Annotated in this window: 12 protein-coding genes; 6 read left to right on the forward strand and 6 right to left on the reverse strand. The window is 70.5% G+C overall.

Annotated features, from left to right (window positions below; translation table 11 throughout):
* Positions 1–160 precede the first annotated feature (160 nt).
* The gene (locus HLH36_RS11860) at positions 161–2731 is read left to right on the forward strand and encodes a cation-translocating P-type ATPase (RefSeq protein WP_338030442.1); all 2571 of its coding nucleotides are present in this window, start codon (positions 161–163) and stop codon (positions 2729–2731) included.
* 56 nt (positions 2732–2787) lie between these two features.
* On the opposite strand, the gene HLH36_RS11865 is transcribed toward HLH36_RS11860, so the two are convergent.
* Entirely contained in the window at positions 2788–3312 is a 525-nt protein-coding gene (locus HLH36_RS11865) for a hypothetical protein (RefSeq protein WP_182986572.1), read from the reverse strand.
* A gap of 202 nt (positions 3313–3514) precedes the next feature.
* On the opposite strand from HLH36_RS11865, the gene HLH36_RS11870 reads away from it, so the two are divergent.
* Positions 3515–4411, forward strand: a complete 897-nt coding sequence (locus HLH36_RS11870) for an ABC transporter ATP-binding protein (RefSeq protein WP_182986573.1) — start codon at positions 3515–3517, stop codon at positions 4409–4411.
* A gap of 7 nt (positions 4412–4418) precedes the next feature.
* The gene (locus HLH36_RS11875; protein WP_182986574.1) at positions 4419–5804 is read left to right on the forward strand and encodes a hypothetical protein; all 1386 of its coding nucleotides are present in this window, start codon (positions 4419–4421) and stop codon (positions 5802–5804) included.
* A 56-nt stretch (positions 5805–5860) separates the two neighbouring features.
* Here HLH36_RS11875 and HLH36_RS11880 read toward each other — a convergent pair whose 3' ends face one another.
* The 3 genes from HLH36_RS11880 to HLH36_RS11890 form a co-directional block, all read right to left on the reverse strand.
* Positions 5861–6253 carry a hypothetical protein gene (locus HLH36_RS11880; protein ID WP_182986575.1) on the reverse strand — a complete coding sequence of 131 codons (393 nt, stop codon included), beginning with the start codon at positions 6251–6253 and terminating at the stop codon, positions 5861–5863.
* A gap of 180 nt (positions 6254–6433) precedes the next feature.
* The gene (locus tag HLH36_RS11885) at positions 6434–7315 is read right to left on the reverse strand and encodes a 4-(cytidine 5'-diphospho)-2-C-methyl-D-erythritol kinase (RefSeq protein ID WP_338030443.1); all 882 of its coding nucleotides are present in this window, start codon (positions 7313–7315) and stop codon (positions 6434–6436) included.
* Positions 7316–7322: 7 nt separating this feature from the next.
* On the reverse strand, positions 7323–9107 hold the full coding sequence (locus HLH36_RS11890) for a tetratricopeptide repeat protein (protein WP_220792810.1): 1785 nt from the start codon (positions 9105–9107) through the stop codon (positions 7323–7325).
* A gap of 96 nt (positions 9108–9203) precedes the next feature.
* Between HLH36_RS11890 and HLH36_RS11895 the strand changes: the two genes are divergently transcribed.
* Positions 9204–10106: a uracil-DNA glycosylase gene (locus tag HLH36_RS11895; protein WP_246376762.1), complete on the forward strand. Its 903-nt coding sequence runs from the start codon at positions 9204–9206 to the stop codon at positions 10104–10106.
* A 214-nt stretch (positions 10107–10320) separates the two neighbouring features.
* The gene (locus tag HLH36_RS11900) at positions 10321–12282 is read left to right on the forward strand and encodes a lytic transglycosylase domain-containing protein (protein ID WP_182986576.1); all 1962 of its coding nucleotides are present in this window, start codon (positions 10321–10323) and stop codon (positions 12280–12282) included.
* A 190-nt stretch (positions 12283–12472) separates the two neighbouring features.
* Here HLH36_RS11900 and HLH36_RS11905 read toward each other — a convergent pair whose 3' ends face one another.
* On the reverse strand, positions 12473–13762 hold the full coding sequence (locus tag HLH36_RS11905) for a hemolysin family protein (protein WP_182986577.1): 1290 nt from the start codon (positions 13760–13762) through the stop codon (positions 12473–12475).
* 160 nt (positions 13763–13922) lie between these two features.
* Positions 13923–15107 carry an adenosyl-hopene transferase HpnH gene (gene hpnH / locus HLH36_RS11910; RefSeq protein WP_182986578.1) on the reverse strand — a complete coding sequence of 395 codons (1185 nt, stop codon included), beginning with the start codon at positions 15105–15107 and terminating at the stop codon, positions 13923–13925.
* Positions 15108–15502: 395 nt separating this feature from the next.
* On the opposite strand from hpnH, the gene HLH36_RS11915 reads away from it, so the two are divergent.
* A partial coding sequence (locus HLH36_RS11915; RefSeq protein WP_275943791.1) for a 1-deoxy-D-xylulose-5-phosphate synthase N-terminal domain-containing protein occupies positions 15503–15797 on the forward strand: 295 nt, incomplete at its 3' end.

Below are 15797 nucleotides of genomic sequence, written 5' to 3' on the forward strand. Positions count from 1 at the left end.
CCGGCCCACGCGCTCCCATCCCCCATGCGGGGCGGGAGCGCGCGGGCTTTTTTTTTCGCTCCCCAGGCATCCTCCACCCCGGGACCGGCGCTTGGCCTTCATGGGGCCGTCCGATCGCGGCAGCCTCACCGCATCGCCTCCCCGCGCCAGGAGACCGCCCGTGGACCAGCCGGCTGAAGCCCTCGACCGGCCCGCCTCCCTGGCGGGCCTGAGCGAACAGCAGGCCCAGGCACGGCTGAAGACGGACGGCTTCAACGAACTCCCCCGCCAGGAACATCGCACCCCGCTGGCCATCGTGGGCGAGGTCCTGCGCGAACCCATGCTCGCCCTGCTGCTGGTCGGCGGCGGCATCTACCTCCTGCTGGGCGACGTGCAGGAGGCGCTGATCCTGCTGGCCTTCGCCTGCGCCTCCATCGCGATCACCACGGTCCAGGAAACGCGGACGGAACGGGTGCTGGACGCGCTGCGCGACCTGACAAGCCCCCGCGCCCTGGTCATCCGCGACGGCACGCGGCGGCGCATCCCGGGCCGCGAGGTCGTCAGGGGCGATCTCATCGTGCTCGGCGAAGGCGACCGGGTCCCGGCCGACGCCGTGCTGGTGCAGGCGCAGGACCTGCTCGCCGACGAATCGCTGCTGACCGGCGAAGCCGTCGCGGTGCGCAAATCCGTCGCGACGACGGTGCCGCCCACGGCCCGGCCGGGCGGCGACGACCTGCCCTTCGTCTATTCCGGCGCGCTCATCGTGCGCGGCAGCGGCCTCGCCGAGGTCCACGCCACCGGTGCCGCCAGCGAGATCGGCCGGATCGGCCAGTCTCTCCGCATGCTGGACACCGAACCACCCCGCCTGCGCGCGCAGATGGCGCGCCTGACCCGCCTCTGCGCCATCGGCGGCAGCGCGGTCAGCGCCCTGGCCCTGATCCTGTACGGAACCTTGCGCGGCGGCTGGCTCGACGCGGTGCTGGCCGCCATCACCATCGGCATGAGCATGCTGCCCGAGGAATTCCCGGTCGTGCTCACCGTGTTCATGGCCATGGGCGCATGGCGCATCTCCCGCGCCCGCGTGCTGACCCGCCGCGCGGCGTCCATCGAAACGCTCGGCTCGGCCACCGTGCTCTGCACCGACAAGACCGGAACCCTGACCGAAAACCGCATGTCGATCGTCGAACTCCGGCCAGCCGACAACGCGACCATCGCCCCGCCCACCCCCTTGACCGCCCTCACCCCCCAGGCCCAGGCGCTGGCCCTCCACGGCCTGCTGGCCAGCGCCCCCCAGCCCTTCGACCCGATGGAAACGGCCTTCCACGCTTTCGCCCGCACCGCCCTGCCCGACACCCAGCTCCCGTCACGCGCGGGCTGGACGCTCGCCCGCACCTACGGGCTGCGGCCCGACCTGCTGGCCGTCACCCAGGCCTGGCGGCCGGACGCCGCGAAGCCCGCCTGCATCATCGCCGCGAAAGGCGCACCGGAAGCCATCGCCGCCCTCTGCCATCTGGACGACACCCGGCGCACGGCCATCAGGCAGGCGCTCGACGCGATGGCCGCCCAGGGGCTCCGCGTCCTCGGCATCGCCAAAGGCGCTTACGAGGGCGAGGATTTCCCCGAGACGCCGCACGGCTTCACGCTCACCTTCCTCGGCCTGGTCGGCATAGCCGATCCGCTGCGGCCCAGCGTGCCGGCAGCGGTGCGCGACTGCCGGACGGCCGGCATCCGCATCATGATGATCACCGGCGATTACCCGGAAACCGCCCGCGCCATCGCCCGCGCGGCCGGGATCGACGCGGGCGCGACCGTCCTGACCGGCGATGCCATCGCAACCCTCTCCCAGCCCGATCTCCAGCAACGCGCCCGCACCGCCACCGTCTGCGCCCGCATCATGCCGGAACAGAAATTGCGGATCGTGCAGGCGCTGAAAGCCGACGACGCAATCGTCGCCATGACGGGCGACGGCGTCAACGACGCACCGTCGCTGAAGGCGGCCCATATCGGCATCGCCATGGGCGGACGCGGCACCGACGTGGCGCGCGAGGCCGCCGCGATCGTGCTGCTCGATGACGATTTCGGCTCCATCGTCACCGCCATCCGGCTGGGCCGGCGCATCTACGACAATCTGCGCAAGGCGATGGGTTTCATCTTCGCCGTCCACGTGCCCATCGCCGGCCTGGCGCTGCTGCCGCTCGTGCTGGGCGACCCCATCATCTTCGCCCCGATCCACATCGCGTTTCTCGAGATGGTCATCGACCCGGTCTGTACCCTGGCCTTCGAGGCCGAGACCGAGGAAGACGACATCATGCGCCGCCCGCCCCGCCCTCCCTCCGAACCGCTCTTCTCGCCGCCGCTGATCGTCTGGAGCCTGCTCCAGGGCCTGCTGGTCTTCATCCTTGTCGGCGGAATCTTCATGTTCGCCACCCTGCGCGCCATGCCGGCCGACGAACTCCGCGCCCTCACCTTCGTCTCGCTGGTGCTCTCGATCGTCAGCCTGATCCTCGTGAACCGCTCGTTCAGCACCTCCCTCGTCACGGCCATCCGGCGGCCCAATGCCACGCTGGTCTGGATTCTCGCGATGGTGGTCGCCGTCCTCGCCGCCAGCGTCCTGGCGCCGCCCATCCGCGGCCTCTTCCGCTTCGGCCCCCTGCACTGGCACGATCTGGCACTGATCCTCGCCGTGGCGGCCACGGTCCTGATCGTGCTGGAAACCGCCAAGATCTTCTGGCGCGATCGTTTAAGGTTCTGAAAACCCGTTTGGAAATGCGCGTCGGCGGCACAGCCGGGAACAGCCTCGCCCCTGCCTCACCATTTGATCCGCATGCCGGCGGTCAGCGCACCGGTGCCCACATTGCTGCCGGTGTTCGTCTGCCGGTGGCCGGCGAACATGTTGATGGTCAGGTCCATTCCCGGCACGCCCTTGACGGGATATGCAGCGGTCACGGTCCGTCCCGTTTCCATCGGAACGGGGCTGGCATTGCCCTGTTCGATAGCGAACGGCCCGACATGGCCGGGCACGCCGGGCGCCCGCGGTGGCGGCGAAAAGGCCGGAGCGGTGACATCATACCCCGATCCCCCCGCGCCGCCGATACCGGCCTTCACCCCGCCCTGCCCGGCACGCAAACCATCCGGCGCGCCATTCCGGGGCACGGCCATTGTGGGCGCCGGAGGCATGAAATAGGATGCGGCCGGAGCACCGGATGCAGGACGCCCGGCCGCCGCCATCGCGACGACCATCCACATCCGGAAGAACGGCCATTGCCCCTCCGACCCGTCATGAGGCGGCCCGACAGGTCGGCCCCGCCCGTCCGGTGGGGATATGTCGCTCATCTGCATGGCTCCGGATTGTAACATGCCAGCAACATGCAGGCGGAAACCGCTGCACCGGAAATCAATAACTGCGACAGTCCACGATCCCGCGACACAAAGCGTTATTCCGGTACAGCGACAATATCGGGCGCGCGGCCAGCCCGGCTTGACAGAAAATCACCCGCCGCTGCAACGTTCTGAAATGTTTTCCGAAGCGCGCACCATGACAGGCCAGGCCACTCCGGATCGCGAGGCCCCCGCTCGCGAAGCCCCCGATCACCAGGCCCCGGTCCAGATCGCCCATCTGCGCAAGATCCTCGGCGGCCGCGCCGTCCTCGACGATCTCAGCCTGACCTTGCGCCCCGGCGAGATCGCGGCCCTTCTCGGCCCCAACGGCGCGGGCAAGACCACGCTGATCGGCTGCCTGCTCGGCCTGCTCTCGCCCGATGCCGGCACGGTGCGGCTGTGGGGCGAGGATGCGTCCGCCCTGCGCGCCGAAACACGGGCGCGCATCGGCTTCGTGCCCCAGACCATGACCGGCTTCACCTGGTTCCGGGTCGGAGAGCTGATGGCCTATCTGGCGCAGTACCGTGCCCGCCCCGACGATATCGAAGACCGGACCTGGCAGGAATGGGCCGGCCTCGACCCCAACGCCCGGATCAGGACCCTCTCGGGCGGCGAGCGCCAGCGGCTGGCCATCGTGCTGGCGCTGCGCTTCCGCCCCGACCTGATCGTGCTGGACGAACCCGTCGCCAGCCTCGACCCGCAGGCCCGCTACGATTTCATGCGCCTGCTGCCGGCCTATGCGCGGCGCACCGGGGCCAGCGTGCTGATCTCCTCGCACATCATCTCCGACCTTCAGGAGATCAGCGACCGGTTCGTCATGATGCGCCACGGGCGGATCATGCTGGACATGACGGCCCCGGAGATCGCGTCCACCGTCCGCCGCCTCTCCGCACCGCCCGTCGCGGCATGGGGCGTGGAGATCATCGCCGACCAGGGGGTGGAGGGCGTATGGGTACGCGGCTGGCACCCGGCGCTGGACGACGCGGCGGCCGGTGCGGGCCACGCCATGCTGCCGGGCGATGTCGAACGGCTGTTCCTGGCCCTGACCCGATAGCCGCGAGATGACCGACACGCTGCGCGCGCTCCGGCTCTATGCCTCGCCGGTCTTCACCCGTGAAAATCCCACCCTGATCTCGGCGGCGATCTATCTCGTCATCACCTTCTCCAGCCTCCATCATCCATCCCCGGGGCATGCCGCCAGCCTCCACGATATCGGCATGTTCTGGTGGCTGGCCCAGCAATCGCTGTTCTCCAGCCTGTGCTGCCAGTACTGGCGCCAGGTGCGCTCGCCGCTGGCACCGATGTTCCCGCGCCTGATCGCGGCGGAATACCGGGCAATCCATATCCTGCTCGCGCTGGGGCTGCTGCTGCTGGCCGTGCCCGCGATCGTGCGCGGCCTGCCGCTGCTCAACGTGCTGGCGCTGGAATCCCTCAACCTCTCCCTCAGCACCGGCAGCGATCTGGTCGGGCCGAAAATCCTGCGGCCACGCCTGCGCAAGGTCCGCACCGCCATCGTGTTCGGCCTGTTCGTGGTGTTCATGATCCCCACGATGCAGGACCTGCTGATGAAGGCCCCCTGGTTCGTCGCCCTGGGGGTGCTGGCCGTCGCCCTGCCCGCGGCACTGGTCGAACTGCATCACAGCCCCTTCGCCCACCCGGGCGACCATGGCCCCGCCCTCCCCGCCACCCGGCCGGCCCGCAGGCCGCCGAATCCCGCCACCCGCACCCTCATCCACGCACTGATGTGGCAGCCGCCGCGCCTGCGTGCGGTGCCGCTGCCCAACGGGCTGGCGTCCGGCGCGCCGCTGGCCCTGCTCGCGCAGTCGGCCGCGATCCTGATGCTGGTCACGGGCTTCGCACTGCTGATCAATATGATCAGCACCCTGCACGCGCCCACATGGCAGGATGCGCGCGACGCCGCCACCGCCACGCTGGGCCAGGTCACCATGTTCGGCGCGGTGGCGCTCCCCCACTGGATGCTGTCGCGCCGCGACTGGCCGTTCCTGCTGTCGCTCGGCCCGTTCGGCGCGCGGGCAGATTTCGCCCACGCGCTCTATCGCGCCCATGCCGGCCGCGCGGTGCTGGCCGGCACGATCCTGGGCCTGTTCACCGCCCTGGCGGCAATCCTGATCGGCACGGTGCCCGTGCCGCGCGCCATCGCGGCGGCACCGGCTCTGGCGGCCGTCATCGTGGGCGGCAGCTACCTGCCCAGCCTGGCCATGTTCTCCCCCCTGACCAACCGTCCCGGATTCATCCTGCTGCTCTCGATGCTGGGCAGCCTGGCCGGCCTGCAGATCTACGCCGACATCCTCTTCAACAAGCCCCCGGTGCCCCCGCTGGCCTGGGCCGTGCCCGTCCTGGCGGCCGCCTTCGCCCTGCTGATGGCCCGCCTGGCCCCCCGGGCCCTGGCCCGCGCCGATTGGCCGATCGAGCCCCCCGCCCTCTGACCTCCGACAGCCTGTTTCCACCCAGGCGTCTCAATACGCCCCACAGGAGGCAGCCGTCAGCTCGGCAGGCCCGTATCGCCCCGGCCGGAATGCATCATCGCCTGATGCCGCGTCAGGGCCTGGGCCACGCGCCGCGCATCCTCGGGCGCCAGGGCCAGGCCGACCGGACCATAGGCCGGATGCTGGAAGGCGATCAGCGACCCCTCGCTCAGCGCCTCGGGCTGGACGGCCCAGTTGGTGCGAAAGACCGGCACCACCGGCGCCCCCTCGATCGGCGGCGGCGGCACGTTCTCCACCATCGCGCTGCGGACGGTACCCAGACTGGCGATCAGTTCGCCCAGTTGCTCCAGCGTAAAGGCAATCGTGCCCTCAATCCCGCTGCCATCCAGAAATGCCAGCGTCGCCGTCTGGCGATCCTCGGACAGACTGACCTGCATGCGCGCGCTCATCGCCACCTCCCCACCCTCTTCGCAGGCCAGGATATCACAGCACGCCACGATCCCGTCAGGCGAAGCGCGCCGATCCGTTCCCACCCCGAAACACGCAGATCATCACCGGACGATTCGAGCCACGAGTGAGCAAGAATGCCGCGCACAGGAAACGCGCGTCGGATCGCCACCCGCCCGCGTTTACGGGCACAACCCCCCGGACCAGACCCACCAGCCGGGCCGCTCAACCGCCGCCTGGGCATCCTGCGCCGCCTGCGGACTGTCGAACAGCGCAAAGCAGGTCGCCCCCGATCCGCTCATGCGCGCCAGGCGGCAGCCCGGCGCGGCCTCCAGCACATCCAGAACGGTGCGGATCGTCGGGCAGACGGCACAGGCCGCATCCTGAAGATCGTTGGTCAGCCCTGAAAGGTCCCGCACCATCGCCGCCACGTCGGGCCAGGCGGCGGGCAGGGAGGCAGCCGGGGTAAAGACCGGCGCGCGCGAACGGAACACGGCGGGCGTCGAGACCGCCTCGCCGCAATTGACCAGCATCATGCCGCAGGGCGGCAGGGCGGGCGCCGGGTCCAGCCGTTCGCCGACGCCGCCCATGCGGGCGGCACGCTGGTCGATGCAGACGGGCACGTCGGCCCCCAGCTCGACCGCCAGCGCCATCAGCCGCTCGCGGGGCACATTGCCCGGCCAGGCCCGCAGCAGCAGGCGCAGCGCCGCCGCCGCATCGGCCGAGCCGCCGCCGATGCCCGAGGCCACCGGCAGCCTCTTGTCCAGAACGATATGCAACGGCTCCAGCCGGTCGGTACCGCCGATTTCCGCCCGCAGCAGCCGCGCGGCCCGCAGGATCAGGTTGCTGTCGGCATCGGCCACCAGCCCGGCGCCGAACGGGCCGGTAATATCCAGCGAGACCGCTCCGGCCCCGCCATGGCCCGGATGCAGCGCCAGCCTGTCGCCCGCGCCGGCAAACACCGCCAGACTGTCCAGCAGATGGTAGCCGTCCGGCCGGCGCCCGGTCACATGCAGATAGAGGTTGATCTTCGCGTGGGCGGATTCGTACAGGGTCCCTGTCACGGGCGGTTCAGTCCTTCTTCTGGCCCGATTGTGCCTGAACGGGCGGCCCGCCCTGATGGACCGAACGCGCGGCGTCCGCAAGGGCGGCGCTGATCCGCTCGGCGTCGCCCGGATCGCTGGCCGGCAGCCCCTGGGCGAAATGCCACTGGTTGACGGCCTCGCGCAGCCGGCCGGACTCCTGATAGGCCACGCCGAGATGGTAATTGACCGCCTGGTCCTCGGGCGTCTGCTCCGCCGCGCGTTCCAGCATTACCACCCCTTCGGCGACATGCCCCTGCCGCACCAGCGCCCACCCCAGACTGTCGCGGATCGCCGCATTCTGCGGCTCCAGCGCCACCGCCCGGCGCAACAGCGACTCGGCGCGGGGCAGGTCGCGCCCCTGCTGCACCAGCGAATAGCCCAGATAATTCAGCAGCAGCACCTCGTCGGGCGCCAGCGCCAGCGCATGCTCCAGGTCGGCCTGCGCCTGCGGCCAGCGCTCCAGCCTGTCATAAGCCACCGCCCGGCCGAACAGCAGCAGCCAGTCCTCGCCCGCCAGCGGCCCCGAAGCCGCGATCGCGCGGCTATAGGAGGCCTCGGCCCCATGCCAGTCCTGCCGGTCCGATTGCAGGTCGCCCAGCATCTGCCAGATGCGCGGCTGGCCGGGCTGGGCGGCGGCCAGCCGGCCGAGCGCCGCATTCGCCTCATCCCACCGCCCGGTGGCGGCATCCAGCCGCGCGCACTGAAGCCGGATCACCGTGGCCAGCGGATCGTCCGCCGCCGCCCCGGCCAGCGTATCGCGCGCCGCCACCGCATGCCCGGCGTCATATTGCAGTGCCGAGAGCATCAGCCGCGCCTGCCCCACCGCCGGGTCCAGCCCCAGCGCGAAGCGCAGCAGCAGCATGCGCATGTCCCGCAGCCCGCCATCATGGGCCAGCCGGCCCGACGGGTCGGGCATGCGCGCCACCTCCTGCCCGACCAGCCCGGACAGGAAGGCAAAGGCCTGCGCGATTCCCTGGCGCGGGGTGGCCGGCGGCGCGCGATCCATCGCCGCCAGGATGCCCTGCCGCGACAGCGACAGGCCGGGCGCGCCGGACAGCAGCGTATCGACCAGATGCGCCGCCTGCGCGCGCTGCCCCTGGCCGATCAGCCAGTGCCCCAGGGCCAACACGGTAAACAGGTCGTGGCCCGCCGCCGGGCTGGCCAGCGCCGCGCGCTCATAGCGGGCCGCCCGGTCGGGCCAGCCGGCCGCCCGCGCGATGAGCGCGGCATGAACGGCATAATATCCCCCCAGGTCGCGGTCGCCCACCAGCGGGTCCAGCGCGGCCAGCGCGCGCTCGCCCTGCCCGGCGCCCAGCAGGCTCCAGGCCTCCAGCAGCGGGCGGACGGTCGCCACCAGCGCGTCCTTGCGCACCCGGTCGTAATGCGCCAGCGCCTCGGCCCACCGCCCCGCCCGCACCGCGTCATTGCCCAGCACCAGTTCGGCCAGCGCCTGGCCCTGCAGCCGCCCGGCCAGCACCACCGCCGAATCGTCGCCGGCCAGCGCACTGTAGAGAAAGGCCCGCCGCAGCAGCGCCGGCTGACCGGGATCGATCTCCGCCGCCTGGCGAAACGCCGCTCCGGCCACCGCATCGTCGCCTTCCAGCGCCGCGACGGTGGCGACCAGATACGGGCCGGCGAGCCCCGCCGGCCACGACGCCGCCGCACTGTCCACGACCGGCGCCGGCCGGGCCGGCACCTCCCGCGCATGGAGAAGACCGGCCGGCACCGCCAGCGCCAGGAAGAACGCGCAAAAAGAGCCAGAACGCTGCATATGGCGGACCCTACCCCGCGTCGGGTAAACTGCCAAACCCTGCCCGCCATTCTCCCCCGGCGGACGGTCCACCCGCGCGGAAGGCCCCGGTAGAGCATGATGGAAGCACTCGCCCTGCTGCGGCTTTATGGCGAATGGGGCGCCGACACGGCGCTGGACGACCGCCCGACCGACTGGCTGTCCCGCCCCGCCCCCTCGGCGCTCCCGCCGGCCGGAACGCACGATGCCGCGCAGGTTTCCATACCGCCGCGCCCGGCATCCCGCCCCCAGCCACCCGCCGCCGCGCCCGCCATGCCCGCCGCGCCGGAGCCACGGCGTACGCCCCGCCCGGCCGCCCCCGGCGCCCCCGCCGGAGCCGAGGACGGGCTGCCCCTGATCGACCGCGCGGTGCCGCCGGCCCCCCAGGCCCCCGCCGCCCCGACCAAGCAGGGCGCACAGCACGCGGCGCGGGCCGGGGTGGACGCCTGCGGCCTGCGCGCCACCGCAACCCACACCGTGGCCGCGGCGGGCGAGGCCCCCGGCCGCCTGCTGCTGATCGGCGAGCCCCCCGACGCCGCCGAGGATCGCGGCGGCACCCCCTTCGCCGGCCCGATGGGCGAATTGCTGGACCGGATGCTGGCCAGCATCGGGCTGGCGCGCGCCGACATGCTGCTGGCCCCGGTCATCCCCTGGCGGCCGCCGGGCGAGCGCCCCCCCTCCGCCGCCGAACTGCGCATCTGCACGCCGTTCCTGCACCGGCTGATCGCGCTGGCCGCCCCCCGGAAGGTGATCGCGATGGGCAACACGCCCGCCCGCCTGCTGACCGGCGAGACCACCGGCATCGCCCGCCTGCGCGGACGCTGGCGCGACATCACGCTCCCCGGGCAAGCGGCGCCGATCGCGCTGCTGCCGATGCGCCATCCCTCCCAGCTCGGGGCCAGCCCCACCGCCCGGCGCGACGCGTGGAAGGACCTTTTGTTGCTCCGCACAACGCTGGATTCCGGCAAGGACACAGACTGAAACAGTAAGTAAATCCGCCCCCGTGGAACTATGTCCGGATTGTGGCAGATACGCGATGCGCAGCACCGCAATACACGTTTTATTCACCCACGAATTGTCACCATAAACCGCAATTTTAACGGCTGTTTAACCACCCCCCGCGGAACGCATACTGTGATCCCGCGTTCGAATAGGGTTGCTTTTCCCCACAACAGCCGGTAGAGGCCCGTCGGCCATGCGAGGGACATCATACTCACCCCCACAGCGTGCGGTCCGTGCCTTCCTGGCCGGCGCCGCTTTTCTGGCCGGTGCGCTCGGTCCGCTGCGCGCGACCGGCGCGACGGCGCAGCCCGGTGACGGCCATCCGTCGGGCGGCGACGAGCGGAACGAGGAAACCGCGATGGCGCTGCCGCGGATCGCACCCCCCGGCGGCGGCTCCGTGGGGCTGGCCCGCCCGCTTGCCCCCGACGACGCCGCACGCGTCCGCCGGATCTTCAGCCTGCAGCATGCCGGCGCGTTCGACGCCGCGATCCAGGAAACCGCCAACCTGCGTGACGACACGCTGCTGGGCGACATCCTGGCCGACCGCTACCTGAACCCCTTCTATCATGCCGCCCCCGGCCAGTTGCGCCTGTGGCTGCACACCTATTCCACGCTGGCCGACGCGCCGGCGATCCACGCGTTGCTGGCCGGCCTGTCGCCGCGCGGTGCCACCCTGCCCCCTCTGCCGGCGTCGATGGCGCTGGCGGCGGGCGTGGGCGCCGCCCCCGTGCGCCTGCCGGAGGAAGACGACCCGGCCAGCCGGGCCTTCACCCGCAACCCGCTGCTGGACCGCACGGTGCGCGAACGGGCGGAACAGGGGGCCAAGGGTGCGCGCAGCGCCCTGCACCTCATCCGCATCACGCCCGGCCTCAGCCCCCTCTATGGCGCGCAGCTCCGCGCCGAGGTCGCCATGGCCCTGTTCAGCGCCGGCGACACCGCCCTGGCCCTCAAGACTGGACAGGACGCCTTCATCGAATCCGGCGGCCGGATCGGCCTGGCGGGCTATGTCGCCGGCCTGGCGGCCTGGCGGCGCGGACGCGCCGACATCGCCGCCCCGCTGTTCGAAGGCGCCTCCCGCGCCGAGCTGACGGCGGCCAGCGTCCGCGCCGGCGCCGCCTTCTGGGCGGCCCGCGCGCACCGCAACACCGGCGATCTCGCGGCATGGCGCCCCTGGCTGCATCGCGCGGCCGCCACCCCCCACACATTCTATGGCCTGCTGGCCGCCCAGCTCCTGGGCCTGCGCCCGGCGCAGACGGCACGGCCGCCGGCCGACGGCGCGCGCCTGGCCGACGACCGGGCGTTCCTGCATGCCGGCGCGCCGGTGATGGGCGAAATCGACGTGGAGGCCGTGGCGGCAACGCCCGCCGGCCGCCGTGCCTTCGCCCTGCTCCAGGTGGGCGAGACCGCCCGCGCCGAGGCCGCCCTGCGGCGGCTCTGGCCCGATATCCAGGGCGATGCCGCCCTGTGCCGCTCGGTCCAGCTCGTGGCCGATGTCGCCGGGCTGAAGGGCCTGTCCACCCAGCTCGCCTCGCTGCTGGCGACGCAGGATGGCGGCCAGGCCAGCCCGACCAGCCGCCTGCCGCTGCCGCGCCTGGTCCCCGGCCACGGGTTCCGCGTCGATCCGGCGCTGGTCTACGCCCTGACCCGGGTGGAATCGAATTTCGACAGCGGGGCGGTCTCCGGCGCCGGCGCCCATGGGCTGATGCAGCTCATGCCGCTCACCGCCAGCTTCGTGACCGGCCAGACCGGCCGCTTCGTCGCCTCCCCCGCCCTGCTGCACAACCCGGCGGTGAATCTCGAGATCGGGCAGCTCTATATCCTCTACCTGGCGCACCTGTCCGAACAGCATGACGCGCATCATCGCACGCCGGGCGGCGACCTGGTGCGCCTGCTGGCCAGCTACAATGCCGGCCCCTCCGCCATCGCCCGCCAGGACGACCCGGACGAGTACAACGACGACCCGCTGCTGTTCATCGAATGCCTGCCCAGCACCGAGACCCGCGACTACGTCCGCCGCTCGCTGACCTATCTGTGGCTCTACGCCGACCGGATGGGCCTCCCCACCCCGTCGCTGGAAACCCTGGCCCGCAACGAATGGCCCGCCTTCGCCTCGGAACGCGACCTCGCCAGCCGCCCGGTCCACACGCTTCACTGAAGCCCGTTTCCACCGCCCTGCTGGCGGGCGGCCTGATACACGGCCCGATCAGCCGATCAGTTTGTGTCCGTCAACGTGGGCTGGTGAGCGAGAGTGCCGCAGAGCGGCACGGCCATCGTGTGTCCGCGAGCACCGGAGCACAGCGGACGCGCGCCGGATCGCCATCAGCGCGCGTTGACGGACACAAACCCTAGTTTTCCGCCAGCACCTGCCGGCTGGCGCGCACTTTCTGCACGCGCCGATGGTCCATCTCCGTCACCTCGAACAGCCAGCCGGAGAAGACGACCTTGTCCCCCACCGCCGGCACCCGGCGCAGCAGGGCCAGGATCAGCCCGGCCAGCGTGTGATAGCTGCCCTCGTCCGGCAGGTCGGCCAGGCCCAGCCGGTCCTTCACCTCGTCGGCGGGCATGAAGCCGTCCAGGATCAGGATATCGTCCTGCGCCAGCCGTTCCTTGGGCGTGCTGCCCGGCTCGTGATGCTCGCCCACAATGGCCTCGAACAGGTCCGAGGCGGTGACGATCCCCTCGAACGACCCGTATTCGTCCAGCACCACGGCAATCCCCAGCGGGATCGAGCGCATCCGCTCCACCATGTCGAAGGCCGAGAGCGTGTCGGGCACCACCACCGGCTTGCGCAGCACCGATTCGATCGAGACCGGCCGCCCGTCGAGCATCCGGTCCAGCATGTCCTTGGCCAGGATCACACCCACCGGATTGTCCACCCCCCCCTCGCAGACCACGATCCGCGAATAGACGGTGTTGCGCAGCGTGCGGCGCAGCTCCTCCTGGCTGGCCCCGCGCTCGATCCAGAACAACTCGTTGCGCGGGGTCATGATCGCCCGCACCGGCCGGTCCGGCATGCGCAGCAGGCGCTCGATCATGTCGCGCTCCTCCTGCTCCAGCACGCCCGACTGCGCGCCCTCGGCGATATAGGCCTTCAGCTCCTCCTCGGTCAGCGCCGCGCGCGTCGCGGCCTCCACGCCCATCAGGCGCAGCACCAGGTTCGACGACCAGCCCAGCAGCCACACGGCCGGCCGCGTCACCCGCGCCAGCCCCTCCAGCGGCAGCGACAGCCGGGCTGCGATGATCTCGGGATGGCGCAGCGCGATCTGCTTGGGCACCAGCTCGCCCAGCACCAGCATCAGGGAGGTAATCGCCACCACCACGATCGTGATCGACAGTTCGCCCGCAAAGGGCCGCAGGATCGCGAACCGCGTCAGCCACGGCGTCAGCGCGCCCTCGATCTGGGTGCCGCCGAACGTCCCTTCCAGGATCGAGACCAGCGTGATGCCGACCTGCACCGTGGGCAGGAAGCTCTGCGGATCGTCGGCCAGGCGCAGGGCGCGCTCACTGCCCTTGACCCCGGCCCGCTGCATGATGCTCAGGCGCGCCCGGCGCGCCGAAATCAGGGCCAGTTCCCCCATGGCAAAGATGCCGTTGACGAGAACCAGGAGAAGAATGACGGCGATGGACGTGATCATGATGCCGCGCACTCTAATGCGCCGGCTTCGAAATTCGTAGGGCCTGCTCGTAAATGCGCGCTGGTGGCGATCCGGCGCACATACCCGGACAGGCCCGGATATGAAAATGGCGGGACCAGCCGGTCCCGCCATTCCTTATCGTACCGCAAAGATGTCCCGATCAGTCGGCGGCGTCGGCCGCCTCGACCGCCGGCGCATCCACCACCGTCACGCGCGGCGGCTTGGCCGGCTTCTTGGCGGCAGCGATTTCGGCCATGCGGGCATCGACATGCTGGGCGAAGACATATTCGGCCGGCCGCTGGTTGGCCAGCGAGATCTCCGGCGCCATCGGCTTCTCGGTCTCGGGCCCGAACAGCGCGACCTTGGCAATGTGCCAGGGGCGGCGCACCGCATCCATCACCGCCGTCGATTCATAGCCCGAATGAACCATGCAGTCGGCGCATTTCTCGTAATTGCCGGTGCCGTAATCATCCCACTTGGTATCGTCCATCAGCTCCTGGAACGTCTTGGCGTAGCCTTCGCCCAGCAGGTAGCACGGGCGCTGCCAGCCGAAGACGTTGCGCAGCGGCTTGCCCCACGGCGTGCAGTGATACTGCTCGTTGCCGGCCAGGAAGTTCAGGAACAGCGGCGACTGCGTGAAGCGCCACTTCTTGCCCTTGCCCAGGCGGAAGACGTCGCGGAAAAGCTGTTTCGTCTTCTGGCGGTTCAGGAAGTGCGCCTGGTCCGGCGCGCGTTCGTAGGCATAGCCCGGCGCGGTCATGATGCCGTCCACGCCCATCGCCATCACCTCGTCGAAGAAGTTGGCAAGGCGCTTGGGGTCGGCCCCGTCGAACACGGTGCAGTTGATCGACAGGCGGAAGCCGCGGGCCTTGGCCTTCTTGATCGCGGCCACCGCACGCTCGTACACCCCGTCCTGGCAGACCGACGAATCGTGCATCGCCTGGTCGCCGTCCAGATGCACGTCCCACGAGAAGAAGGGCGACGGCTCGTAATCGTCCATCTTCTTCTCGAGCAGCAGCGCATTGGTGCAGAGATAGACATATTTCTTGCGCGCGATCAGGCCCCGGATGATCTCCGGCATTTCCTTGTGCAGCAGCGGCTCGCCGCCCGCGACGGCAATGACGGGGGCACCGGCTTCGGTGTCCGCATCCAGGCATTCCTGCACGGTCATGCGCTGGTTCAGGATCGCGGCGGGATAATCGATCTTCCCGCAGCCGGCGCAGGCCAGGTTGCACCTGAACAGCGGTTCGAGCATCAGGACAAGCGGATAACGCTTCCGCCCGGTCACGTGCTGCTTCACGACGTAAGCGCCCACCCGGACAGCCTGCATAATAGGAACGGCCATGAACCCTCTGCTCCTGCGCCGGCATTCGGCCGGCCTCTCAAATCATGTGACCTGTATTATGGACACGCCAACGCGGCAGATAACAACCCGGCACGATCACAGCCGTGCATGAAAGACATAGCGAGGTTGCGGACATGCGACGCCACGCGATCCCGTTCCGGGGGGTATAGGACAGATCGGCTCTTATACTCAATTCCCATCAGATGCACTGTGACCAAATGACCACAGTGGCGAGGGAGAGTCTGTATTTGCTTCCGCGACAGGAGTAGAAACCGAACTGTAACAGACCGAGGGGCGTTAGGCTCGCCCCACTCGGAAACGTCGCAAGAACAGAATGGACCGGACAGGGCCGCCCCCCGGCCGATACCCCGGCAAGCACAACGGACGTAATCGTCATGAACCAGCCCCTTTCCCCCGTTTCCGCCGGCACAGCCGCGACCGCCGGCGCCGGCCAGACCGGCGCCGAGCCCGCGGGACAGCCCGCGGGGCAGGTGCCGACGATGGGCCGCTTTCCGCTTCTGGACCGGGTGAGCGCCCCGCGCGACCTGCGCAACCTGTCGGTGGACCAGCTCCGCCAGTTGGCCGAGGAATTGCGGGCCGAGACGGTGGACGCGGTCTCGACGACCGGCGGCCATCTGGGTGCCTCGCTGGGCGTGGTGGAGCTGACGGTGGCGCTGCACGCGGTGTTCG

The organism is Gluconacetobacter aggeris (assembly GCF_014174395.1).
In the GTDB taxonomy this organism is placed as follows: Bacteria; Pseudomonadota; Alphaproteobacteria; order Acetobacterales; family Acetobacteraceae; genus Gluconacetobacter; species Gluconacetobacter aggeris.

What these genes read in the sequence shown, in the direction of transcription:
- hpnH (WP_182986578.1), bottom strand. Translation starts at nt 15,107, where the DNA reads ATGGCCGTTCCTATTATGCAGGCTGTCCGGGTGGGCGCTTACGTCGTG.
- HLH36_RS11880 (WP_182986575.1), bottom strand. Translation starts at nt 6,253, where the DNA reads ATGAGCGCGCGCATGCAGGTCAGTCTGTCCGAGGATCGCCAGACGGCG.
- HLH36_RS11905 (WP_182986577.1), bottom strand. Translation starts at nt 13,762, where the DNA reads ATGATCACGTCCATCGCCGTCATTCTTCTCCTGGTTCTCGTCAACGGC.
- HLH36_RS11895 (WP_246376762.1), top strand. Translation starts at nt 9,204, where the DNA reads ATGATGGAAGCACTCGCCCTGCTGCGGCTTTATGGCGAATGGGGCGCC.
- HLH36_RS11900 (WP_182986576.1), top strand. Translation starts at nt 10,321, where the DNA reads ATGCGAGGGACATCATACTCACCCCCACAGCGTGCGGTCCGTGCCTTC.
- HLH36_RS11890 (WP_220792810.1), bottom strand. Translation starts at nt 9,107, where the DNA reads ATGCAGCGTTCTGGCTCTTTTTGCGCGTTCTTCCTGGCGCTGGCGGTG.
- HLH36_RS11875 (WP_182986574.1), top strand. Translation starts at nt 4,419, where the DNA reads ATGACCGACACGCTGCGCGCGCTCCGGCTCTATGCCTCGCCGGTCTTC.
- HLH36_RS11870 (WP_182986573.1), top strand. Translation starts at nt 3,515, where the DNA reads ATGACAGGCCAGGCCACTCCGGATCGCGAGGCCCCCGCTCGCGAAGCC.
- HLH36_RS11865 (WP_182986572.1), bottom strand. Translation starts at nt 3,312, where the DNA reads ATGAGCGACATATCCCCACCGGACGGGCGGGGCCGACCTGTCGGGCCG.